The following is a 23,216-nucleotide window of genomic DNA, read 5'->3' on the forward strand; positions in this document are numbered from 1 at the left end:
CGGAGTGTCAGTCAATACATGTGTTTTCTGACACACCGCCTTCGCGAGCAGGCTCGCTCCCACAGGGGTGATGCTGTTCAACCAGTGACGGCTAAACGGACGCCGGGCCGGGCGCGCGTAGTGACCGATCACGTCGTAGTCCTAACGCGCGCGACTTTATTTTCTAGCGCCAATCCAGATAACGAAACAGTTCCTCCTCCTGATCAAAGTGCAGTCGCACGAGGGTATCCAGACGAATCAACTGATGCTGGATCTCATCAGCAGATGCCGTTGCGGGGTCGGAACTGAAGTCGTTACTCATGCGCGTCAGTAAATGGATAAGGCGAAAAATCTCCCGGTGAGCGTGGCTCATAGCCGACATCGGGTCCTCGCCCGGCATGCTTCGCGTCAGCAGCGGGTACAGTATGTTTTCATCTTCGTGTTCATGCTGCGCCAGTGATGTTTGCAGCTTGTCGACCAGTTGCACCAGGTCGGTCTGTGCTTGCGCCAGTGGGCGCCGGGCGAAGTCATTGGCCAGTTGGTGCAGATCGCTCAGTACGGTGGAGAGTTGCTGGTGTTCATCTTGCAGGCGATCGATATGCTCTGCGGCAAGCTTTCGTTTCCTCAGCACCCACATCGGCCCCAGTGCCCGCAAGGCGTTAAGGATAATCACCACGTCGATACCCTCCTGCACCACGGCGCCAATCAGCGGCGGCAGGTAACCGAGGGCCGCCACCGCCATGGCCAGCAACGACATCCCCATGCCGACCAGCACACCCTGGCGGGCGATGTAGCGGGTGCGTCGGGCAATGTCCAGCGCCTCGACCAGACGATCCAGCCGATCCACCAGCAGCACAACACCTGCGGCTTGTGCAGAAGCAGTGGCACCGCTGGCCCCCATGGCTACGCCGACGGTGGCCGCCGCCAGGGCCGGGGCATCGTTGATGCCATCACCGACCATCAGTGTGCTGGTGCGCAGGCAACCTTCCTGTACAGCACGCACTTTATCCTCAGGGGTCAACCCGGCACGCAGCTCGTCAATCCCGGCAGATAGCGCAATCATCTCGGCGGTTTCCAGGCGATCCCCGGTGAGCATGACGATCTTTTCGATGCCCCGATTACGCAGTCGATGCAGAGTCTGTGGCGTTTCGCGCCGAACCTTGTCCGAGAAAACCAGCAGGCCCGCGAGTTGCCCATCCACGTCGATGAAGCTTCCACTGCACGCCAGGTAATCCATGTGGCGCAGCATGGCGGCGACCCAGTCAGTTTCAGGGGCGTCTTTGTGAGCAAAAGACAACGAGCCGAAACGCACCTGCACGCCATCGACTTGCCCACAAAGTCCGGAGCCTGGGCTTTCTTCTACTTCCTGTGGGACGCTCAGAGGCAATTGACGCTGATGCGCCGCCTCAACGATGGCCTGGGAGACAGGGTGCGTCGAGGCCTGCGCCAGCGAAGCGGCCAGGCCAAGCAGGCGCTGCGGATCGACCAGTCCGTTGACCTCTATCGACTGCAGACGGGCATGGCCGCTGGTCAGCGTGCCGGTCTTGTCGAGGAACACCTGCTTGACTCCGGCCAACGCTTCCAGGGTCACGCCGTCCTTGATCAGTATCCCGCGCCGCGCTGCCCTGGAAATCCCCGACATGATGGCAATCGGTACGGCCAGAATCAAAGGGCAAGGTGTGGCCACCACCAGTACCGCCAGCGCTCGCAAAGGATCACCACTCAATTGCCAGGCCAATCCGGCAATCAGCAACGTCAGCGGGATGAAGAACAATGCATAGCGGTCGGCCAGGCGCACGAAAGGTGCGCGTGAACGACGTGCCTCCTCGGCCAGCCGCACTATGCCGGCATAGGTACTCTGCGCGGCCGTTCGCGTGGCGATTATCAGGATGGGGGCACCGACATTGGAAACGCCGCTGGGCAGTTGCTCTCCTTCTCGGCGGGTGACGGGCAACGACTCACCGCTGAGCGCCGATTCGTCCAGAATGGCCGCAGGACTTAGCAACCGACCGTCGACCGGTATCACCTCCCCCAGCCGCACCAGCAATGTCTGATTCAGCTGGACCTGCTCAACGGGGATCTCGCGCAAGCCGCCCTCCTCCTGCAGCCAGGCAAAACGTGGCGCCCGGTCGATGAGCGCACGAAGCTCACGGTCGGCGCGTTGCTTGGTGAAAAACTCCAGGGTCCGTCCGGTCGCCAGCATTAAGGCAATCACCGCTGCCACCAGTGTCTGATCAAAGACCAGAGCGGCAGTGATCGACAGCAGCGCGATCAGGTCGACACCGGCCTCGCGCCGGGCCAGGCGCCTGACGATTTCAAGGAGCAGTACCGCAGCCATCACCAGACTTCCGGCGGCCCAGCACCTCGATGCCCAATCAGGTGCTTGCGCAACATATGCAATGCCGCCGGCCAGCAGCGTCAGTGCGGTGAGCAGCAACAGAACAGGGTCCAGCCACTTACTGAGCATCGAAGTGAGTTCCTCAAAAGCGATTTGCAGGCCTCGCTGTAAAACAGCTGTCGCTCATCGAGGTATAGCTTAGGACTCGAATGTCTTTCGTGTCCCCGGCACGCCGCAATTTCGGCGCTGGACACAATAGAAGTCACGGTTGTGCCCGGACGAACCAGGTGTAAACCTATTTCAGGACTAGACAGTGCAAAAGGCTGAAGCAAGGGGCGCGTTAACGCTGCGATCACATGTTCTCTTCGACGAACGAATCTGATTGTCTGACCGCCAGAATGCTGCCCTGCAACGAATACAGCGCGCGCTCCATAGTGCTGCCGATGAATCGATTAGTACCCACCCGATGCAAGGTGCCCATCACCACGACGTCAGCCTGGTAATCATCGACAAATGCACTGATCACCGGCATCGGCAGCCCCATGAAAAAATGCCGGCGCTCTGGAGCAATGCCATAGCGCTCAGCCAGGGTGTTGAAGGCCTGATGAAGGGACGCTCGCAACTCATCCATGAAGGCCACATTCCAGCAGCCGGTGATCAGCGGCGTATCGCCATTGAATGCAGGCGATAAATCATAGGCATAAAGCAGGTGCAGCGATGCGTCGCATTGCACGGCCAGCGTATGAGCTGCCTGAATGATGGCATCGTTCACATCACGGATTTGTGTGACCGTATCAAACAGGTCCACAGCGGCGACGATCTGATGAGGCAACTCATGATGGACCTGGTTGACCAGGTGCAACGCAACGGGACACCCGCGCAGCAAATGGTAATCCAGAGGTGTGACGAACACCCGTCCAAGTACCGGGTCCACCGTGACATCCTTGATGACCAGGTCGGGCTTGAGCTCTTCTACACACTTCACGATGTCGAGCAGTGGATCGCAGGTGAAGACAACTTGCACGTTCACCTCCAATCCCTGTGCATTGAGACGCTGAAGTGTCAGGTCCCTCCAGTGGAGATAATGGCGCTGATATCGCGGGTCCCCCTCCTCGTCTCGGTTCTCTTCCCACACATGCGCCATGGGCGCGGGTTCGATAAAGGCTCGTACATCCAGCATGGCTCCACTGGCCCTGGCCAGGGCGATGGCACGCAGCAAGGCTGGGGGCTCTTTGAGGTTTGGGTTGGCGATCAGCAGCAAGCGTTGATAGTGGGCCATGACACACCTCGTCTATACACCGGCCCATAGCGTGGCCATGTTCAAAGACTGCGCTCGTTGCGCCCTATGCCTGTTTGATTTACATCAAATCCAGGCAATTGAGTGCACTGTCACAAGAGATCTGATCCAGATCATATTCAGGCGCAGTCAGCGGAGTAGAAAGAAGTGAATCGCGAGATTTGCCACTGCGCGCCAACCTATGAAGACGGCTGGAGGAACGCATCATGCTCACTGTCAAAGACCATAATGATCGGGCCTCTGAAGCCTATTCCAAAGTCACTGGGAAATACTGGATCGAAGCGCTCAAGGATGGTCGTCACGTGTTGATCCGGCAACTGACGGAAAAAGACCGCGAGCGAGAGTACCGCTTCATCAAACATCTGTGCCCTGAGTCCCGGCACATGCGCTTTCTCATGCAGAGCAAAGAACCCGGCAACAAGCAGTGCCAGGCATACATTGTATTGGTCCACGAAAATGGCCAATTGATCGAGATCGGCGTCAGCCGGTATGTCGCCACGGGCGAATACAAGTGTGAATGTACGGTGACAGTCGCCGATCAATGGAAGCGTCTGGGTTTGGGTACGTTATTGCTGGAACATTTGATCACGGCCGCGCGCAAGAACGGTTTTCACCAGATGTATGCGCTCGACGCCTCCAGCAATGCCCCGATGCGCGACCTGGCCAGATCACTGGGCTTCGAGACGCGCGACGATCCCTACGATACCCGTCAGGTGATTCACTGCCTGTACCTGTAAAACAACGGGTCTGTTGAAGCACCTTGATCCGGCGACTCATATAAGCGGCCTATTGACCCGCCAGGCGAGGAATCTGGCCCCCGACACCTTCTCTCAAGCCTTTGCACCCTTTATTGACGAAACTCAATTGTTCATCTGGAGCAAGGCGTAGGAATAATCAAACAGGTGATGAATCGACACAAAAGTTTGCGTTTAAACACAATGTGTCGAGGACCTGCGGATCGATCTCCGGCGGTTGTGCGCAAGCGCAATACCGCTGGCGGTAACCCACCCTTACGGGGACGACGGTCATGAACACACCCTCCCAAGACATGCTGGATAACCTGTATGGCTCACCTCGGCACATTGACCAGGCTGCCATCGCACCGCTTTTGCGCCAATACGCTGAGCCTCTGCCGGCGCTGGACTCATCCGCCTTTGGTGAAATGTTCGATCGCTATGCGGATGCGCGGGTGGTGATGATTGGTGAGGCCAGTCATGGCACCAGTGATTTTTATCGAACCCGGGCAGCGATCACCCAAAGGCTGATCGAACAACACGGTTTCAACATTGTGGCCGTTGAAGCCGACTGGCCGGACGCCGGCCATGTCGACCAGTATGTCCGGGGGTTGGCACACTCGGCGTGGAAACGTCACATCTTCAGCCGATTCCCGACCTGGATGTGGCGCAACACCGACGTGAGAGCATTCGCCCACTGGCTGCATCTCTACAACCACACCCTCGCCACGGAACGTCGCGTCGAGTTCCGCGGACTGGACGTCTACAGCTTGCGCAACTCCATCCATGAGGTGCTGAGTTATCTGGACCGGGTCGACCCACAGCTGGCCCACGAGGCCCGGCGGCGCTACGGCTGTCTGACCCCTTGGCAGGATGATCCCGCGTTGTATGGTCACTTCGTCGAACGTGCCGGCTTGATGCCTTGTGAGCAACCGGTGATTGAACAGCTCGACGCCATGCTGGCCGAACAACTGGCCGGGCTCATCCAGAACGACGAGGCCTTCTTCAATGCGGCGCAAAACGCTCGGGTGGTGCAGGCGGCGGAACAGTATTACCGTGCGATTTATCGAGGGTCGACCGCCTCATGGAACCTGCGTGACCGGCACATGTTCGACACACTTCGGGCACTGCTTGAGCACCGGGGTCCACAAGCCAAAGCCGTGGTCTGGGCGCACAATTCTCATATCGGCAACGCGGCTGCGACGGAAATGGGCTGGAAGGGTCAGTTCAACATCGGTCAGCTGTGCCGCAGTGCTTATGGGCGCGATGCCGTACTGATCGGCATGAGCACCGACCGTGGCCAGGTGGCCGCAGCCGATGACTGGGACGGCGACATGCTCATCAAGGACATCCGGCCCTCTCGCCCGGACAGTTGGGAGCACCAGTTCCTCAAGGCGGGTGTGCCGGCGTCATTGACCGACTGGCGAGACCCAACGCGCAAAGAGCTGCGCCGTGTGCTGTCCAAACCGTTGCTGGAACGGGCCATCGGGGTGATTTACCGCCCTGAAACCGAGCGTGGCAGTCACTACTTCGAAGCGACGCTGGCCGAACAGTTCGACGCCATGATCTGGATTGAACAGACCCAACCCGTGACAGCACTGGCGCTGCCGAAAAGCCAGAGACTCGAACCGGAAGACGAAACCTATCCGTTTGGCGTGTGAGGCCGGTCAGGCGTTGTCAGGCGGGGTCGTGCAAATACTTCTCGAACCAGTCGCCAGCGAGTCTGGCGACTTCTTCAAGGGCTCCAGGTTCTTCGAAAAGATGAGTCGCGCCCGCCACAATTTCCAGCTGCTGCTCACACTGCAAGGCCTGACTGCTTTGATCATTCAGTTCGAGCACCACTGGGTCCTGGGCGCCTACGATCTGCAGGGTGGGTGCCCTCACCTGCGACAATGCAGCCCCCGCCAGGTCGGTGCGCCCTCCGCGGCTGACCACCGCCTGCACCACCTCCGGGCGCACGGCCGCCGCCAACAACGCCGCCGCAGCACCGGTGCTTGCGCCGAACAGACCGATTCGCAGCGAGTGCAACTCCACGTCCCGACCGACCCAGTCGATGACGTCCACCAGTCGCCTGGCGAGCAAGGCAATATCGAAACGCAGCTCCCCGGTGAGGTTGTCCAGGCGTTGCTCTGGCTCCGTGAGCAGGTCGAACAGCAGCGACGCCAGCCCCCGCCTGGCCAAGGACTCTGCGACAAACTGATTGCGTGGGCTCAGACGGCCACTGCCGCTACCGTGCACGAAGATCACCAGACCATCAGTCTGCAGCGGCAGACGCAGATCGGCCGATAACTCAACCTCTCGCAATTCCAGCTGTCGAGATTGAGGCTTAATCATCGAAAGGTTCCCGCGAGGCGGAATCTGTGGCGGCTTCTCGCTGCCAGGCCCGTTGCAACAAATCAATGACTTCTTCGTCCGAGGTCTGGGGGAAACTCAAGTACCAATACCCGATCGACATCATCCATTCAGGTATGAGTGGGCAGATCACCTCATCGACTTCGAAGCTCAGCGTGTCCACCGTTTCCCGCGGCGCAACCGGCACGGCAACGACGATACGAGCAGGTGCCTGCATACGCACCGCGCGGATCGCCGCCATCATCGAGGCGCCCGTCGCCAGGCCGTCATCCACCAGAATCACCACCTGCCCCTTGAGCTGCAAGGGTGGCCGGGCGCCCCGGTACAGGTGCTCCCGCCGCTGCAGTTCCCGTGTTTCACGCGCGACCACGGCGTCGAATGCGGCCGGGGAAATCGGGTGAGCCCGCAGCGCTTCTTCATTTCGGATCTGGATACCGCCACTGGCGATGGCGCCCATGGCGAACTCGGGGTTGGACGGCACGCCCAGTTTGCGCACCAGCATCAGGTCCAGGCGCACGTCCAGGGCCTTGACCACTTCATAGGCGACCGGAACGCCGCCACGGGGCAAGGCGAGGACGATGACATCGGGTCGATGGGCGTATTTGAGCAACGGTTCCACCAGACGTCGACCGGCTTCTGCCCGGTCCTCCAATGTGGTTTGTAATGAGGGGCTTTGACTCATGAAAAACCTCCTCAGGCGATGACGCCTGTCGTTTCGTTACACCATGGCCTTGTCCGGCTACACCGCCAGAACACTGCAAGGCACCTGGTACAGAATATGTTCGGTCGTGCTGCCCAGCAGCTTCTCCAGGCCGTGGTACTGGACTCGGCCCATCACGATCACATCCACCTGCTGCTCGTTGGCAAAATCGCTCAACGCCGCGACCGGATGTCCGAGAACAAAATGCCGACGGTCAGAGGGGACGCCGTACCGACCGGCCAATTTGCTGAACGATTGTTCCTCGGTGGTGCGCAACTCTTTGGTGATGTCTGGAAGCGCCAGCCCCCCCATGTCTGCCAGATAGACCCCTGAAAGATCGCAGGCATACAGCAGGTGCAGCTCGGCATCGCACTGCAACGCCAGGTTGGTGGCTTGCTGAATGATCCGCTCGTTCAGCTCGCTGTCCGCAGGCGCCGTATCCGACGCGTCAACCGCCGCCACGACCTTGCGCGGCAAGGCATGACCACCGCCGCCCACCAGATAGACCGGTATCGGGCAGTGCCGCAACAAATGCCAATCCAGCGGGGTGAAGAACGCGCGTTTGAGCGCTGATTCGTGCTGCACTTCTTTGATCAGCAGGTCGGGCTGCATTTCCGAGACGTGATCAAGAATGTCTTGCTTCATGTCGTCGGCCCACATCACCTCTGTCGTCACTTTGAGCCCCAGCGCATTGAGATTGGTTGCCTGGTTTTTCAGCCAGTCGCGATGGTCCTGAAGGTAGCTTTCCCGGGCTTTTTCCTGCACGCCTTCGTCAAGCAGTGACAGTCTCTCCAACGGCTTTACAAGCGCAGCAATATGCAAGCTCGCGCCGCTGGCCTTGGCCAGAGCGGCCGCATGGTTTATCGCAGGGGAATGGCGCAGGGCCGGGTTGATGATGAGTAGCAAGCGTTGATATTGGCTCATGATCTGACTCCATACAGGGGGACTCGACGTCCATCGCTGCCCCATTGCTGAGACTAGTCGTAACGCCTGCGCCGGATCAGGCACCCGCGTTGATTCAGCGTCCTCTGTTGATGTCGCCCTGGCGTTGATTTATATCAAATCCCCGCGTAACGCCGTTCATTGGACCAATGCGGGTCATGGATCGGGTTTCATTTCACCGTACTTGATCAATATCAACAGGGCCGGGCCGAGCAGGATTACGTTGGCAAAATGGGACGGCATGTTTGCTGTGCTCAGGACTTTGATGCTTGCCGGTTCCTTGATGGTGTGATGCCCCCACCGCACCGGCTTTCGACAGGAGACGGCAATGTCGACCCAACTTGCGAGTCAGCGGTTGCGCTTGTACGACAGCGATGAACTCGATGGCGTGCTGAAGGCGATGGCGCGCCAAGCGGCGATATTGTTGCCGCCCGCTCAATCGGCACTGATTGGCATCCAGCGTCGCGGCGAGCCGCTGGCACAGCGCTTACAGCAGCATCTTTCGCGTCAGACCGGCCAGCCAGAACTGCCGCTATACCCCCTGAAGGTCAAGCGTTATGCCGATGACCTCAAGGTCCTGCATGCACAGACGGAATTGACTGAGAACCCACTTCTGGGCGAGCTGGACCTTGCCAATACCACCCTGCTTGTTGTCGACGATGTGCTTTTTGAAGGCCACTCCCTTCTGCGCACCTGTGCCTATTTGGCGCAGCTGGGGGCCCGTCGGGTCTACACTGCGGTATTGGTTGACCGGCATGTTTGCCAGCAACCGATCCGTGCCGACATTGTCGGCGTGCACCTGCAAGTTGCCGCCCATGACATCGTCGAATGCAACGTCCCGCCCTACGAAATGGAGTTCTGCATTGAAGTGTTGCGGCATGGTGCTGTCCGATGACGGCGCAACTGTTCGATAAGCCTCAAAGGAGCCAATGCATGCTCACCGACCGCCCGCTTCTTTTTGCCCTGCAAGGCAGTGAGCACTATGCAACCCGCGTCGCGCAGCGGCTTGGCTGCCAACTGGCCCTGCATGAAGAGCGCGACTATGAAGATGGCGAACATAAATGCCGACCGCTGGCATCGGTTAACGGTCGCGAGGTCGTGGTGTTCCATGCTTTGTATGGGGATGACCGGCAGAGCGCTAACGATAAGTTGTGTCGCCTGTTGTTCTTTTGCGGAGCACTCAAGGATGCCGGCGCTCGCCATGTGCAGGTCGTAACACCCTACCTCTGCTATGGACGCAAAGATCGTCGCAGCCAACCTCAAGACCCCACGATCACCCGCTACCTGGCGGCCATGATTGAAGCCTGCCACGTTGATCGTCTGGTTGCCCTGGAGGTGCATAATCCGGCCGCGTTCGACAATGCCTTTCGCATTCCGACGTGGAACGTGCAGTGCACAGAATTATTCGCCGAGCATTTCGCCAGGTTCGTCGGCGACGCCGACGTGGTGGCGGTGTCCCCGGATTCCGGTGGTGCCAAGCGCGCCGAACAGTTTCGTCAGGCCCTCGAACGACATCTGGGACGCTCAGTGGGCAGTGCGCTGATGGAAAAGCACCGTGCTCACGCGACGCTGACAGGCGCCCTGTTGGTGGGCGACGTATCGGGTAAGACAGCCATTGTTTTCGACGATCTGATCAGTACCGGTGAAACGCTGAAGCATGCGGGCCTTGCCTGTCAAAAGGGTGGAGCCAGCCGATTGTTTGCCGCGGCGACCCATGGTTTGTTCACGGCGGGCAGCCATCTGTTCGACAAGCCGCTTTTCGAGCACATTGCGATCTCTGACAGCGTGCCTCCATTTCGCCTGTCCCCCGAGTGCGTGACGCAGCACGTGCACGTAATCGACAGCACCGCCCTGATAGCCACCTTGCTGGCTGAAAGTGGAGCATTCGATACCGTTTGAGCAGATGAAGAGGCCGATCAAAGACAATGGGGAGTGCCTGACGTTGAAAAAGATGAAAATCAACACAGCATTCACACTGATGGAGCCAGGCCCGGTGGTCTTCGTCACCACAAATGATGGCCGCAAGAACAACATCATGACCATCTCGTGGACCATGGTGATGGGCTTCACGCCGATTTTTGCCATCACCACCGGGCCCTGGAACTATTCGTACGCCGCGCTTCTGAAAACCAAGGAGTGCGTCATTTCAATCCCCACCGTCGATTTGATCGATCGCGTTATTGGTGTGGGAACCTGTTCTGGTGCCGACACAGACAAGTTTGCAACCTTCGGATTGACGCCCGTGAAAGGCAAACATGTCAGGTCACCCTTGATTAAGGAATGCCTGGCCAATATCGAATGCAAGGTTGTCGATATCATCGAGAAACACAATATTGTTGTCCTCGAAGGCCTCGCTGCCTACATCGACGAGTCACGCAAAGAGACACGAACCCTTCATTCGGTGGGTGATGGTTTCTTTGTCGTGGACGGACGCAAACTGGATAGAAGAGAAATGATGCAGTCGAAGCTACCAGAGGGTGTCCAGGTGGTTAGTCAATGATAATGGGCGCCACCGGCGTCCACTTGGCAGGCAATGAACAGTCCTCGACGAGTCACTGACCTGGTGCGTTCCCGAGCGTTAATAAAAGCCTTCCGGGTAATACGTTGAGACCTGTCAAGTGAAGGCGAGCCAGCGTCAACGCTGCCACGCAATAAGTGCATTTTCCGCTGGCAGAAAGGCGTCTGAGTGCCAGGCGCGTACCCGAGGGGTGTAGCCATCCACGGGCCGCGTGGCAGCGACCGAGGTGGAAAAGATATAGCCTTGGATGGCGCCGGGTATGGGTCCGACAGCGTTCATCGGCAGGCATTCTGCCGGGTGTCCATCGCACGGGGCGGCATAGAGTTCCACCCTTACCCACTCCGGTGCGATCTCCCCCAGATAGACCGGCACGCTGATGTACAGCCACTCGCCGTCGTGTTTCGCATCGACCGTGCCGAAATGTATGTTGTCCCATCCCAAGGCAACCGCCTTGTGCCAGGCATAAAGCCCACGTGCGAGTTCGGCCTTATCCTTGCTACGGCGTCGGAACGCCTGGATCGCCGGTTGGTAACAACAATCCAGGTATTCGAGCAGCATGCGATTGCTACTGAATTGCGGCCCCAGTTGCGACATGCTGGCGCGCATGCGTTGCACCCAGTCTCGTGGAATTCCCTGCGTGTCGCGTGTGTAAAAGGTGGGCACTACTTCTTCTTCGAGCAGGCGGTACAAGCACTCGGCGTCGACTACATCGTCGCTGGGGGCGTCGTCGCCGATTGCCCAACCGCAGGTGGGCTGGTACGCCTCCGCCCACCAACCGTCCAGTTGGGACAGGTTAAGTCCGCCATTGACCAGAACCTTCATACCACTGGTGCCGCAGGCTTCCCATGGTCGTCGCGGTGTATTGATCCAGACATCGACGCCTTGCACCAGATGTTGGGCCAGTTCAATGTCGTAATCCTCCAGGAACACGACATGCCTTCGCAGATTTGGACGATGAACAAACTCCATCCATGCCTGGATCAGCTGCTTGCCCTGCTCGTCACTGGGATGGGCTTTACCGGCGATGATCAGTTGGACCGGTCGATGCTCATCGGTTAGCAGGCGGCTCAGGCGCTCCGGGTCATGCAGCAACAGATTCGGTCGCTTATAGTCAGTGAATCGCCGCGCGAAGCCGAGCGTAAGGCAATTGGGATCGAGCACCTGCGCGGCTTCTTCGACCCGCTGAGGTGACTCGCCACGCTGTCCAAGATGCCATGCCAAACGGTGACGCGTGTAATGCACCAGATCGCGGCGTTGCTCGGCGGCCATCGTCCACAAGGCCCTGTCATCACTGTGGGAGACCGTCCCTGAGAGAGACTCCACCGTGCCGAGCCAACGTTCCTTGCCACAGGTGCTAGTCCATAGGTGATCGGACCACACCGAATCCCAGGATGGCACATGGACGCCGTTGGTAATGTGCCCTACAGGTATCTCTTGAAGCGGCCAGCGTGGATAAAGATCACTGAACAATTGACGGCTGACCTCGCCATGCAAGCGACTCACGGCATTGCACTGGGCGCACCCACGCAATGCCAGAAAAGCCATGTTGAACGGCTCATCGTCGTCCGCCGGATCACGCCGGCCCAACGCCAGAAGTTCGCGCAATGAAATGCGACAGTCTTCGAGATACTCACGCGCGTACTTGTAAATGAGCGAGGGTGGAAATAAGTCGAAACCCACAGCCACTGGCGTATGCGTTGTGAATACGTTACCTGCACGCGTTGCCCACCATGCCTCCCAGAACGATGTTCCCATCTTGTGCATAAAGCGACGGGCACGTTCCAGCACAAGCAGTGCGGCATGACCTTCGTTAAGGTGGCACACGTCAACGTCGATACCCAGTGCGTCGAGTACCGCCCAGCCACCAATGCCGAGCACCACTTCCTGGAGCAAACGCATTTCCGAGCCGCCGCCATACAACTTAGAGGTGATACCGCGGTCGGCGGGCCCATTGCGCAGATCGTTACTGTCCAGCAGATACAGGCGCGTACGTCCGACAATGGCCTGCCATATACGCAAATACAAAGTGCGACCGGGAAGTTGCAGCACGATTTTCAGCCAGGCGCCGTCATTTCCGATCGTTGGCTGAATCGGCAGGCTGGTGGCGTCGTTGTAAGGATAGGCCTCATGCTGCCTGCCTTGCGCGTCGATGTATTGCCGAAAATAGCCTTCCTGATAGAGCAAACCCACCCCAAGTATCGGAACGCCCATGTCGCTCGCCGTCTTCAGGTAATCTCCTGCAAGCACACCGAGTCCGCCGGCGTAGAGCGGAAAGGCCTCACTCAAACCGTACTCCATGCTGAAATAGGCGATCCGCGCCGAATCCCTGGCCCCTTGCTGCTGTGCATACCAGCCTGAGTCGTCGAGATAACGCCGATGCTCTGCGATGGCGTGCGCCAGTTTCTGCGAGAAGTCAGGATCTCGGCAGAGTTCGTCAAGACGCTGCTGCGAAGCATTCTGCAGAATCATCCACGGATTATGGGTACGCACCCAAAGTTCTGGGTCAATCGATTTCCACAGGTCGTCGAGTGCATGATTCCAGGTCCAGCGCAGGTTAAGCGCGAGGTCGGTCAGTGCGCAGAGTTGCTCCGGCAACTCACGTGGCAAGAAGGCATACACGTCGACACCTCAATGTAATCGGCAGTTTTGCGGATCTTGATCAGGCGTGCCATGAGGCAACGGTTTTACGGTGTGCGATTAAGTGACAGGCGCTTTTCCACCGCCAGAACATGCCGAGTGGTGGCGAGCACTGCATCCGGATTGAGGCTTATCGAGTCGATGCCAATTTCCACCAGAAATTCAGCCATCTCGGGATAGTCAGACGGCGCCTGTCCGCAAATACCGGCGTGGCGGCCGTTACGTTTTGCTCCCTCCACCGCCAAGCGAATCATCTGTTTCACTCCCGGATCGCGTTCATCGAAATCGAAGGCGACGATTTCCGAATCGCGATCCACGCCGAGCGTCAGCTGGGTCAAGTCATTGGAGCCGATGGAGAACCCGTCGAACAGCTTGGCGAAGGCGTCGATCAGGATGACGTTGTTGGGGATCTCGCACATGACGTAGACCTCCAGTCCGTTTTCTCCGCGCTTGAGGCCATGGCTGGCCATCGCTGCCAGCACCTTTTCGCCCTCCTCCACTCTGCGGCAAAAAGGGATCATCAATTTGACGTTAGTCAGGCCTATCTCGTCGCGCACCCGCTTCATTGCCGCGCATTCCAGCGCAAAACCTTCGGCATAGGCACTATGGGTATAACGGGACGCCCCACGAAAACCGATCATCGGGTTGTCTTCTTCCAGCTCGAAATACTGACCGCCCAGCAGAGTCGCGTATTCGTTACTTTTGAAGTCGCTCATGCGCACTACGCAGGGTTTCGGATACACCGCCGCCGCAATTGTGGCGACGCCTTCGGCCAAGGTCTTGACGAAAAAATCTGCAGGATCCTTGTAAGCAATGCTCAAGGCCACGATTTTTTCACGTGTTGCGTCATCCACCTTTTCCGGGTGTACGAGCGCCATCGGATGCACCTTGATGTATTCATTAATAATGAATTCCATACGCGCCAGACCAATGCCATCCACCGGTAGCGAGGCAAGACTAAAGGCCTGATCAGGATTGCCCAGGTTCATCATAATCTTTGTTTTTGGATGTCCCAGCTGGCTGAGATCGGTGTGCTGAATGTCAAAACCCAGAATGCCTTCATAGACATTTCCGGTTTCGCCTTCGGCGCAGCTAATGGTGATCGGTGTGCCGGTTTCTATTTTGTCTGCCGCGTTTGCGGTTCCCACGATGGCGGGAATGCCCAGTTCACGCGATACGATGGCGGCGTGGCAAGTACGTCCGCCCCTGCTCGTCACGATAGCCGCGGCGGTCTTCATGACAGGTTCCCAGTCGGGTGCCGTGGTATCTGAGACCAGCACCTCGCCCGGTTGAAAATCACTGAGATGCTTGGCATCGTTGATGACACGCGCCTTGCCGGCGCCAATTCTGGTGCCGACCGCCCTGCCCTTAAGCAGCACTGTCGATCTTTGCTTGAGATGGTAAATCTCAAGCACGCTGCCTTTCTTTTGCGACTCCACCGTTTCCGGTCGCGCCTGCACTATATATAACCGGCCATCGATGCCGTCTTTGGCCCATTCCATATCCATGGGTTTGTAAAAACCGGCTTTGCCCGAATAGTGGTTTTCAACCTTGATGGCATAGTCGGCCAGCACCATCACATCCGCATCAGAGATGCAGAAGCGGGTTCGTTCTTCGCGGGGCGTGTCAATATTCTTGGTGTATTCCACCGCGATATTGCCGGTATTGAGCTCGCCGGCAAAAATCATCTTCTTTGCTTTGCTACCCAGGCTGCGCTTCAAGACAGCACGATAACCCTGCAGAAAGCTGGGTTTGTGCACATAGAAACTGTCGGGGTCTATCGTGCCCTGCACGACATTCTCGCCGAGCCCCAGCGCGGCATTGATGAAGACGACATCCCTGAAGCCTGTTTCCGTGTCCAGCGAAAACATCACGCCACTGGCCCCTATATCGCTACGCACCATCTTCATGACCACGACGGCGAGATAGACCTTGTAGTAATCAAAGCCATTGTCGTATTTGTAGTGGATGGAGCGGTCGGTAAAGTTGGACGCCAGGCAACGTTTGTAGGCATCGAGCAGATCATCGTCAGTGGCGATGTTGAGATAGGTGTCGTTCTGCCCGGCAAATGAGGCCTGCGGCGAATCCTCGGCGGTCGCCGAGGACCGCACCGCCAATGAGATGTTTTCGCCGTATTCCTGTTTGAGTTGGGCATAACTTTGCAAAATCGCCGTCTTTAGATCTTCCGGCAATGAACAGCCATATACGATCGCCCTCGCCTTTGCCCCCCGCGCCTGCAAATCCTTGATGTTGTCGGGGTCTAGTCCGTCAAGTGCCGCATGCAGAGGCTGCCAGGCGCTATTGTGATCAAGCACATAACGATACGCCTCAACGGTGATGGCAAAACCGTTGGGGATGCATACACCCTCAGTCGTGAGGTTCTGGTACATCTCACCCAGCGAGGCGTTCTTGCCACCGACCAGCGATACATCGTTGATACCCAGCTCTTTGAACCAGCGGATATGTGAATGCATCACGATATTTCTCCTTTTGATGGGGGGAGACTTTGTCGGCCGCTTCTACTTGATATAGAGCTTTATGGCTTGATGCCGCCTGCGTGTGTTGATTTAGATCAATGAGCGCCCTTTGAGCATTAATAGCCGGGAGTATCAGCCCGCTTTTTGATGTATGCAGAGGGCGTAACTGGACGAGAAGTACCGCCGCTACCAAGACCTCACCGTCTGCAATGGCAGCCGGCTCTGGTCACCTGCGCCGATTGAGCGTTGAATGATGTAGCCGAGCCGTCCGCCATCCTATTCAGGATCAAACCCATGACCCGTTCTGTTCCTGTAAACGCCGACGATCTGGAGCGACTGCATAATCGATCGTTCGAGGAAATCGTCATCGGCGAGTCCGCCTCTCTGGAGCGCACCCTGACAGCTCAAGACATTCAGCTGTTCGCACTGGTCTCGGGCGATGTGAACCCGCTGTACGTCGATCCGGAATTTGCTGCCACCACCCACTTCAACACTGTTTTCGCCCATGGCATGTGGGGGGGAGCGTTGATTTCGGCGTTGATTGGTACGCAGTTGCCAGGGCCCGGTTCGGTGCCCTTGGGGCAAACCCTCAAGTTCCTTGCCCCGGTACGCATCGGTGACACACTGACGGTCTCGGTGACGGTTACTGCTCGCGACGTAGCGCGGTATCTGCTCACGCTGGCCTGTACCGGCATCAATCAGGAAGGCGTGGTCGTGCTGGAAGGTGAATCCCTGGTCCACGCGGCCGGCGAGCATATCGATGTGCACCGAGCCAGCCTGCCGGGCATAGAACTGCGCCACAGCGCCGACGGTCTGAATCGTTTGTTGCAAGCCTGCCAGACGCTGGAACCGATACGCGTTGCGGTGGTACATCCTTGCGACGAGGTGAGTTTCGAGGCGGCCCTTGATGCCCGCGATGCTGGGTTGATCGATCCGATCCTGATTGGCCCAAGAGCCAGACTCGAAGCCTTGGCGGCCAAGGGCGGCCACGACCTTTGCGGTCTCACCATTGAATACGTGCCCCACAGCCATGCTGCCGCCCTGCGCGGTGCGCAAATGGCCCGTGATGGTCTAGTCGAAGCGTTGATGAAAGGTAGCCTTCACACCGACGAATTGATGTCCGCCGTGGTGCCGTCCTCGGCGCTACTGCGTACCAAGCGGCGCATCACCCACTGCTTCGTGATGCAGACGCCTTTTTATCCGCGCCCCTTCATCATCACCGATGCAGCGATCAATATCGCGCCGGCGTTGGTCGACAAAGTGGACATCGTGCGTAACGCCATCGATCTGGCACATATCCTCGGCGTCAGTAATCCCCACGTGGCGATTCTCGCTGCCGTGGAAACGGTGAATGCCAACATGCCCGCCACCCTTGATGCCGCAGCGCTGTGCAAAATGGCTGATCGCGGCCAGATCACTGGCGCGGTCCTTGACGGGCCGCTGGCGTTCGACAACGCCATCTCCCTGGCGGCGGCGCGTATCAAGGGCATTCACTCAGCTGTTTCCGGTAAAGCCGACATTCTCGTCGTGCCTGATCTGGAAAGCGGCAATATGCTCGTCAAGCAGCTGGAATACCTGGGCGGTGCCTCCAGCGCGGGTATCGTGCTTGGCGCCAAAGTGCCGATTGTCCTGACCAGCCGCGCCGACTCCGTCGAATCGCGCATCGCGTCCTGCGCCATCGCCGCGCTGGTCGCCCATCACTATCGGGTCACCCCGCCATGAACGACACGGATAACGGTGAAGTGATCCTGGTCCTCAATGCGGGGTCGTCGAGCATCAAGTTCGCCTTGTTCGACGCCACCTGCAGCCCTTTGGCTCGCACACCACTGTGGCGCGCAAAGGTCGACGGCATCACGGGGCCAAACTCGGTGGTCAGCGAAAACGGCGGCGACGATCAGCCACTGACCCTCGATGCAAAACATCCTTATCACGATGCCCTTGGGTATATTCGTGAGCGGTTGCGAACTCAACTGGTAGGCCGTTCGATCAGGGCCATCGCCCACCGCGTCGTGCATGGTGGGATTAAATACTCCAAACCGGTATTGATCGACACGCAGGTGCTGGCCGACCTTAAAAGCTACATCCCGCTAGCCCCTCTGCATCAGCCCTTCGCACTGGAGGCCATCGAAACGCTGCTGCAAACCCACCCCGACCTGCCACAAGTGGTGTGTTTCGATACCGCCTTCCACCAGACCCTGCCAGACGTGGAGAAAATCCTGCCACTGCCTTGGTCGGCCTGGGAAAGCGGCTTGCGCCGTTACGGGTTTCACGGACTGTCCTATTGCTATCAATCCGTTGCGCTGGCCGAACGCTATGGCGATCAGGCGCGCGGCCGAACGCTGGTCGCGCACCTGGGCAGCGGTGCCAGCCTGTGCGGTATGCGGGACTTGAAAAGCGTCGCCACCACCATGGGTTTCTCAGCGCTGGACGGTTTGATGATGGGCTCCCGCTGCGGGGCGCTGGACCCTGGCGCGGTGATTTTCCTGATGGAGATCTGGAAGCTGAGCCTGGAGCGGGTCAGCCATATTCTGTATCACGAGTCTGGCCTGCTGGGAGTTTCCGGCATTTCCAGCGACCCGCGCGAATTGCTCAAAGTCGAAGCCACTGAGCCTCGCGCGGCCATGGCCCTTGCGTTGTACCTGCGCCGGTTCATCCACGAAGCCGGTGCCCTTGTCGCGGCACTGGGTGGTCTGGACATGCTGGTGTTCACGGCAGGTATTGGCGAACACAACGCGGCGATTCGCTCTCGTATGTGCGCTGGCCTGCAGTATCTGGGCGTCGAACTGAACGAAACGGCGAACCAGGCCAATGCCTCAGTGATCTCGACCCCGGCCAGCCGAGTCAAGGTGGTGGTCGAGGCCACCAACGAAGAATGGGTCACGGCGCTCGATGCCCTGCGCCTGACAGAGCCAGCCAATCAGCAAGCTCGATCCGCCCCGCGCCTAATCCCCTGAAGGATTCGATGGCTCGCCGACAAGTGCTGTAAAGCGTCGGCACGCCGGTCAACCCGCCGACGGTGATCGTTGAGCTCAAATGAGGTGCCGATCGTGAGGCTGCCCCGGACAACAAGGCGCTCAACGGCCTGACATCAGTTTTGTGCGCTTTGAGGGCGACCGCCACCGCCATCGCGTAAAAACTCCTTGAGTGAGGTCAGCGAACGGGTATTGAGCACATCGTGTTTTTCCAGCCAGGCTCGACGCGCCTGAGCGACGCCGTAGCGCAAATAGGAAAAATCCGCGGCGCGATGGGCGTCCGAATTGATGCTGATGAGCACGCCTTGATCCTTGGCGTATTGGCACTGAAGGTCAAACAGATCCATGCGCTGGGGCTGCGAATTGAGTTCCAGGCAGCAACCACGCTCAGAGGCTGCCTTGATGATTGCAGGCAGGTCCATGTTCAGGGGCGCGCGTTCATTGATCAACCGACATAGGGGATGTGCCAGTACGCTGAAGTAGCGATGATCCATGGCCCTGAGCAGGCGTTGGGTTTGTTGATGCAGGGTCAAGCCGAAATGACTGTGGACGGCGCCCACCACCAGGTCCAGGCGCCCCAGAATGTCATCTGGCAGATCCAGGCGACCGTCTTCGAGAATGTCGACCTCAACGCCCTTGAGCAAGGTCATTCCTTGCAAGCGGGCGTTGAGCGCATCGATCTGGTCGATTTGCTTCAACAATCGATCAGTGTCCAGGCCATGGGCCACCCTGAGGGACCGGGAGTGGTCGGTAATCGCCAGGTATTCCAGTCCGGCGCGCTGCGCCGCAAATGCCATCTCTTCCAGGCTATTGCCTCCATCCGAGTCACGGGTATGAGCATGCAAGTCACCCTTGAGGTCGCTCAACTCAATCAGCCTCGGTAAACGACCTGTCAGTGCCGCCTCGACTTCACCGCGATCTTCGCGCAGTTCCGGCGTGATCCATACCAACCCCAAGGCCTGATAAACCGCCACCTCGGTGGCACGGGCCACGCATTCTTCGGCCTTGAACACCCCATATTCGTTGAGCTTGAGCCCCAGCTTCCGGGCCCTCTGGCGAATCGCGATGTTATGCGCCTTGCTGCCAGTGAAATACACCAGAGCGGCGCCAAATTGCGCCGGCTTTACAATGCGCATATCCACTTGCAGGCCTGAGCCCAGCACGACGCTGGCACGCGTGCGCCCTTTAACCAACACGGTGGAAATCTCCGGGTGCTTGAGCAAGTGTGCCGTGACATTCACAGAAGGCGCTGCGGCCACGAGGAGGTCGATATCACCGACAGTGTCGCGCATGCGACGCAGGCTTCCGGCCACCGTCGCTTCCTCGATACCCGCAAGCTGCTGCAAGTATTCGATCAGACGGTGCGCCACGGGCTCGACAAATGCCAGCGGCAAACGGCGATCGCTTCCAATCCCCTTCTGCGCGGCACTCAACAGCCGCGTCTCCATCTTTTCGCCGAAACCGGGCAGATGGCGAATGCGGCCCTGTCGAGCAGCCTCGCATAACTGCTGCGCGGTTTCGATCCCCAGATCGTGATACAGGTGCCTGACGCGTTTGGGGCCCAATCCGGCGATGGACAACAGTTCAACCAATCCGGGCGGCAAGGTCGAACGCAACCGCTGGCGCAAAGCGCAATTTCCGCAGGTAACGATTTCGTTGATCTTGCCTGCCAGATCAACTCCAATACCGGTCAGTTTGGGCAGTGGTTCGCCACGCGCGATGATCTCTGCCAGCTCAAAGGTCAACGCCCTCAAGGTGCGCGCCGCATTACGGTAGGCCCGGATCCGAAAGGGGTTGGCGTCATCGATTTCCAGCAGATCAGCGATTTCGTCAAAAACCTCGGCAATTTGATCATTGCCAATCAGCCGCCTGTCCTTGAGCGAGGCCGATAGCCAGTCTGGTAACGGTTCCTTAGGCGGTACGGCGGTGAGCTTCATGGCAGTGCCCGTCCAGTGAAATGAAGAACGCGCGTTTGAGCGTTGATTCGTATTGCACGTCTTGACTAACAGGTCGGGCTTTTCCCGCGCGATTCCTCAAGCAGTGACGATTTTACGAAAGCGGCAATATGTAAGCTCGCCACGGTAGCCGAGTTCAGCGCTAAATGCCGGTGAGGCACATGCTGTGCGTGTTTTGCGATCAGCCGACCCAGCGAATCTCCGGCGCCTTGTGCGAGACCGGTGCAGGCACCGATTTCGGATGGCCAACGATAATGGGCGCCACTGGCGTCCACTCGGCAGGAAGGCCCAGTGCATGCTTCCCCTGTGGCGTATCAAGAAAACGTTGGGCGAAACCGATCCAGCAGGTACCCAGCCCGTCAGCGTACGCGGCGAGCATCAGGTTTTCGGCGGCCAATGCGCAGTCTTCGACGACCCACTGACCTGGCGCGTTCCCCGAAATAAGGATGAGTACTGGCGCGTGGTAGAAGATGTGAAAGTTTTCGTCATTGAGTAACGAATGGAAGTGCGCGGAATGGGGGCCAGAGGGCATCGTCTTGAGCATGTAGGCCTTTGCTTCTCGCGAGATCCGATCCAGCACTGCTTGGTCTCGGATCACCGTGAACGTCCACGGTTGTTGGTTGACCGCGCTGGGCGCCTGGGCAGCGGCATTGATCAAACGACGAATGACATTTTCATCAACGGCTTCTGTCGTGTATTCACGCGTGGAGCGCCGGCCGGAGATTGCCTTGTCGATGTTCATGAGTGCATACCTCAAGGTAGGTCATTTCATAAAGTCGTCCATTCACGCAGACCTGCTGCTGATTTAAATCAGATCAGGGCGGAACCGGTGGCAACCGACGATTCGATCGGCTCACCGTTTGAGTGGCAAACAATGCGCGACGGCGCTACTGCCCGGTACCTTCACCCCTTGCGGATCGAAGGCTCGGCTTCGCCGGATTTCGCCTTTTGCCCCAGATAGGCGATGAGCTTGTCCAGGGTGTCCACGTGTTGGTAATCGCTTTCAGGAATTGCAATGCCCAGGCTCCGATTTAGAGCCTCGATGACACGAAGCCAATCCATGGAATCCAGATCAACCTCTTCGCGCAGTGACCGATCAGATCGCAACTGCTCGATTTCAAGTTCCGGGGCAATGCCTTTCAAGGCTTTCAATACTTCATCGCGGATCATTTGCGGGTTCATATGCCCTCTCCTCAAAGCGCCTCTGGCGTCTGCAGCAAACGACGAACTTCGCCCAGAAAACGTGCGCCGTAATGACCGTCGCTGACTCGATGATCGGCGGACAAACTGCTAATGACAGTGGGCATGACACACAGCTGGCCCTCTTTCACCCAGGGCCGCTCACTGATCCGACCGAAACCGACCAAGGCAACCTGGGGCGGATAGATCACCCCCAATACACTGTCCACGCCCTGATCGCCGAGTTGAGTGACCGTCAGGCCGGCGCCTCCCAGCTCGGAGCTGCGCAGGGATCCGCTGCGGGCGCGCTCGACCAGGCTGGCCAGTTCACTCATCAAATGAGTCAAGGATGTGTCCGCCACATGATGCAGCACCGGGGCGACCAGGCCACCCTGGCGCAAGGTGATTGCCACCCCAAGGTCGGTATCGAGTGCGGGCTTGAAGGCGTTATCCAGCCAGAAACCATTGAGCTGCGGATAGTCGCGCAAGGCCAGCGCCACTGCTTTGAGCAGCAAGACGCTGGGCAGCAGGCGCTCTTGAAGTGTGCTTTGCGCATTGTGTGCCTGCAGCCAGGCCATGGCTTTATCCAGGGCGATGGTTTCGCTGAGGTAGTAATGGGGAATCTCGCGTTTTGAACGAGTCATGGCCGCCGCAATGGCGTGCCGCATGGCCTGGTCGGGGTCCGGCGGGTGCGCCACATGAGCGGCTGCCTCGATGTCCTCCAGGGTAACCACTCCCTGTGGCCCATGGCCTTTCACATCAGCGGTGCTGACGCCTAGCTCGGCAGCACGCTTGCGCGCCGCGGGAGATATCCGCGGGCGTCTGCCGGACGATGCCTGCTCTTCGATCAGCAGCGGCGCCGCCGTCGTTGTTCGTCGCGCACTGTGCGGATCTTCGCCCGGTTCCAACAACCAGGCGATGGTGGTACCGACCGGGACTTTGGCGCCGATATCGATCAGCAGTTGCGACACCGTGCCCTCATGCCAGCACTCGACATCGATGGCGGCCTTGGCGGTATCGACGACGGCAATCACCTGGCCCGGCTTGACCGCATCGCCCGGGTGGACTTTCCACTCCAGCAACGTGCCTTCATCCATATCAGCCCCCAGAGAGGGCAATTTGAATTCGATCATCGT

The 23,216-nt window shown here is 58.5% G+C and carries 18 protein-coding genes; 7 read left to right on the forward strand and 11 right to left on the reverse strand.

All coding sequences use genetic code 11. The features are described 5' to 3' along the window. Positions 1–163: 163 nt before the first annotated feature. Together QMX98_RS13535 and QMX98_RS13540 are read right to left on the reverse strand one after the other, a co-directional pair. Entirely contained in the window at positions 164–2,446 is a 2,283-nt protein-coding gene (locus QMX98_RS13535; RefSeq protein ID WP_282410887.1) for a heavy metal translocating P-type ATPase, read from the reverse strand. Between the two features lie 223 nt (positions 2,447–2,669). Continuing rightward, the gene (locus tag QMX98_RS13540) at positions 2,670–3,596 is read right to left on the reverse strand and encodes a universal stress protein (RefSeq protein ID WP_282410888.1); all 927 of its coding nucleotides are present in this window, start codon (positions 3,594–3,596) and stop codon (positions 2,670–2,672) included. A 224-nt stretch (positions 3,597–3,820) separates the two neighbouring features. Here QMX98_RS13540 and QMX98_RS13545 point away from each other — a divergent pair, with 224 nt between their 5' ends. Then, positions 3,821–4,351 carry a GNAT family N-acetyltransferase gene (locus QMX98_RS13545; RefSeq protein WP_282410889.1) on the forward strand — a complete coding sequence of 177 codons (531 nt, stop codon included), beginning with the start codon at positions 3,821–3,823 and terminating at the stop codon, positions 4,349–4,351. 290 nt (positions 4,352–4,641) lie between these two features. Next, positions 4,642–6,009, forward strand: a complete 1,368-nt coding sequence (locus tag QMX98_RS13550) for an erythromycin esterase family protein (protein ID WP_042932034.1) — start codon at positions 4,642–4,644, stop codon at positions 6,007–6,009. Between the two features lie 16 nt (positions 6,010–6,025). Here the strand turns inward: QMX98_RS13550 and QMX98_RS13555 are convergent, their stop codons facing one another. From QMX98_RS13555 to QMX98_RS13565, 3 genes are read right to left on the reverse strand one after another with little or no spacing between them, the layout of a single operon-like run. After that, positions 6,026–6,682, reverse strand: coding sequence for a dienelactone hydrolase family protein (locus QMX98_RS13555; RefSeq protein ID WP_282410890.1), 657 nt, complete (start codon positions 6,680–6,682; stop codon positions 6,026–6,028). Continuing rightward, positions 6,675–7,382: a phosphoribosyltransferase gene (locus QMX98_RS13560; protein WP_083376668.1), complete on the reverse strand. Its 708-nt coding sequence runs from the start codon at positions 7,380–7,382 to the stop codon at positions 6,675–6,677. The genes QMX98_RS13555 and QMX98_RS13560 overlap by 8 nt, the downstream gene beginning before the upstream one ends. Positions 7,383–7,439: 57 nt before the next feature. Further along, positions 7,440–8,324, reverse strand: a complete 885-nt coding sequence (locus tag QMX98_RS13565; RefSeq protein ID WP_282410891.1) for a universal stress protein — start codon at positions 8,322–8,324, stop codon at positions 7,440–7,442. Between the two features lie 346 nt (positions 8,325–8,670). Between QMX98_RS13565 and QMX98_RS13570 the strand changes: the two genes are divergently transcribed. From QMX98_RS13570 to QMX98_RS13580, 3 genes are read left to right on the forward strand one after another with little or no spacing between them, the layout of a single operon-like run. Beyond that, entirely contained in the window at positions 8,671–9,237 is a 567-nt protein-coding gene (locus tag QMX98_RS13570; RefSeq protein WP_200666193.1) for a phosphoribosyltransferase family protein, read from the forward strand. Positions 9,238–9,275: 38 nt separating this feature from the next. Continuing rightward, the gene (gene prs / locus QMX98_RS13575) at positions 9,276–10,241 is read left to right on the forward strand and encodes a ribose-phosphate diphosphokinase (protein ID WP_083376665.1); all 966 of its coding nucleotides are present in this window, start codon (positions 9,276–9,278) and stop codon (positions 10,239–10,241) included. 52 nt (positions 10,242–10,293) lie between these two features. After that, complete coding sequence (locus QMX98_RS13580) at positions 10,294–10,842, forward strand: flavin reductase family protein (RefSeq protein WP_282410901.1); 549 nt, start codon at positions 10,294–10,296, stop codon at positions 10,840–10,842. 135 nt (positions 10,843–10,977) lie between these two features. Here the strand turns inward: QMX98_RS13580 and glgP are convergent, their stop codons facing one another. Both glgP and ppsA read right to left on the reverse strand, forming a co-directional pair. Then, entirely contained in the window at positions 10,978–13,479 is a 2,502-nt protein-coding gene (gene glgP, locus QMX98_RS13585; protein ID WP_282410892.1) for an alpha-glucan family phosphorylase, read from the reverse strand. A gap of 65 nt (positions 13,480–13,544) precedes the next feature. Then, positions 13,545–15,971 carry a phosphoenolpyruvate synthase gene (gene ppsA, locus QMX98_RS13590; protein ID WP_282410902.1) on the reverse strand — a complete coding sequence of 809 codons (2,427 nt, stop codon included), beginning with the start codon at positions 15,969–15,971 and terminating at the stop codon, positions 13,545–13,547. Between the two features lie 297 nt (positions 15,972–16,268). On the opposite strand from ppsA, the gene QMX98_RS13595 reads away from it, so the two are divergent. Both QMX98_RS13595 and QMX98_RS13600 read left to right on the forward strand, forming a co-directional pair. Continuing rightward, positions 16,269–17,696 carry a bifunctional enoyl-CoA hydratase/phosphate acetyltransferase gene (locus QMX98_RS13595; RefSeq protein WP_154504789.1) on the forward strand — a complete coding sequence of 476 codons (1,428 nt, stop codon included), beginning with the start codon at positions 16,269–16,271 and terminating at the stop codon, positions 17,694–17,696. After that, positions 17,693–18,928, forward strand: a complete 1,236-nt coding sequence (locus QMX98_RS13600) for an acetate/propionate family kinase (protein ID WP_077747773.1) — start codon at positions 17,693–17,695, stop codon at positions 18,926–18,928. The genes QMX98_RS13595 and QMX98_RS13600 overlap by 4 nt, the downstream gene beginning before the upstream one ends. A 134-nt stretch (positions 18,929–19,062) precedes the next feature. On the opposite strand, the gene polX is transcribed toward QMX98_RS13600, so the two are convergent. The 4 genes from polX to QMX98_RS13620 form a co-directional block, all read right to left on the reverse strand. Continuing rightward, on the reverse strand, positions 19,063–20,883 hold the full coding sequence (gene polX / locus QMX98_RS13605; protein ID WP_282410893.1) for a DNA polymerase/3'-5' exonuclease PolX: 1,821 nt from the start codon (positions 20,881–20,883) through the stop codon (positions 19,063–19,065). Positions 20,884–21,082: 199 nt separating this feature from the next. Then, entirely contained in the window at positions 21,083–21,643 is a 561-nt protein-coding gene (locus QMX98_RS13610; protein WP_282410894.1) for a nitroreductase, read from the reverse strand. 161 nt (positions 21,644–21,804) lie between these two features. Then, positions 21,805–22,083, reverse strand: a complete 279-nt coding sequence (locus tag QMX98_RS13615; RefSeq protein ID WP_010460623.1) for an acyl carrier protein — start codon at positions 22,081–22,083, stop codon at positions 21,805–21,807. Between the two features lie 11 nt (positions 22,084–22,094). Next, positions 22,095–23,213 carry a dihydrolipoamide acetyltransferase family protein gene (locus tag QMX98_RS13620; protein WP_282410895.1) on the reverse strand — a complete coding sequence of 373 codons (1,119 nt, stop codon included), beginning with the start codon at positions 23,211–23,213 and terminating at the stop codon, positions 22,095–22,097. Positions 23,214–23,216: the final 3 nt, after the last annotated feature.

The sequence above is a fragment of the Pseudomonas sp. PS02303 genome (assembly GCF_029959925.1).
GTDB lineage: Bacteria > Pseudomonadota > Gammaproteobacteria > Pseudomonadales > Pseudomonadaceae > Aquipseudomonas > Aquipseudomonas mandelii.

Coding starts and splice junctions, on each gene's coding strand:
- QMX98_RS13560 (WP_083376668.1), bottom strand. CDS start 7,382: ATGAGTCAAAGCCCCTCATTACAAACCACATTGGAGGACCGGGCAGAA.
- QMX98_RS13540 (WP_282410888.1), bottom strand. CDS start 3,596: ATGGCCCACTATCAACGCTTGCTGCTGATCGCCAACCCAAACCTCAAA.
- QMX98_RS13615 (WP_010460623.1), bottom strand. CDS start 22,083: ATGAACCCGCAAATGATCCGCGATGAAGTATTGAAAGCCTTGAAAGGC.
- QMX98_RS13555 (WP_282410890.1), bottom strand. CDS start 6,682: ATGATTAAGCCTCAATCTCGACAGCTGGAATTGCGAGAGGTTGAGTTA.
- QMX98_RS13620 (WP_282410895.1), bottom strand. CDS start 23,213: ATGATCGAATTCAAATTGCCCTCTCTGGGGGCTGATATGGATGAAGGC.
- QMX98_RS13550 (WP_042932034.1), top strand. CDS start 4,642: ATGAACACACCCTCCCAAGACATGCTGGATAACCTGTATGGCTCACCT.
- ppsA (WP_282410902.1), bottom strand. CDS start 15,971: ATGCATTCACATATCCGCTGGTTCAAAGAGCTGGGTATCAACGATGTA.
- QMX98_RS13535 (WP_282410887.1), bottom strand. CDS start 2,446: ATGCTCAGTAAGTGGCTGGACCCTGTTCTGTTGCTGCTCACCGCACTG.
- polX (WP_282410893.1), bottom strand. CDS start 20,883: ATGAAGCTCACCGCCGTACCGCCTAAGGAACCGTTACCAGACTGGCTA.
- QMX98_RS13565 (WP_282410891.1), bottom strand. CDS start 8,324: ATGAGCCAATATCAACGCTTGCTACTCATCATCAACCCGGCCCTGCGC.
- QMX98_RS13570 (WP_200666193.1), top strand. CDS start 8,671: ATGTCGACCCAACTTGCGAGTCAGCGGTTGCGCTTGTACGACAGCGAT.
- QMX98_RS13610 (WP_282410894.1), bottom strand. CDS start 21,643: ATGAACATCGACAAGGCAATCTCCGGCCGGCGCTCCACGCGTGAATAC.
- QMX98_RS13595 (WP_154504789.1), top strand. CDS start 16,269: ATGACCCGTTCTGTTCCTGTAAACGCCGACGATCTGGAGCGACTGCAT.
- QMX98_RS13580 (WP_282410901.1), top strand. CDS start 10,294: ATGAAAATCAACACAGCATTCACACTGATGGAGCCAGGCCCGGTGGTC.
- QMX98_RS13545 (WP_282410889.1), top strand. CDS start 3,821: ATGCTCACTGTCAAAGACCATAATGATCGGGCCTCTGAAGCCTATTCC.
- prs (WP_083376665.1), top strand. CDS start 9,276: ATGCTCACCGACCGCCCGCTTCTTTTTGCCCTGCAAGGCAGTGAGCAC.
- QMX98_RS13600 (WP_077747773.1), top strand. CDS start 17,693: ATGAACGACACGGATAACGGTGAAGTGATCCTGGTCCTCAATGCGGGG.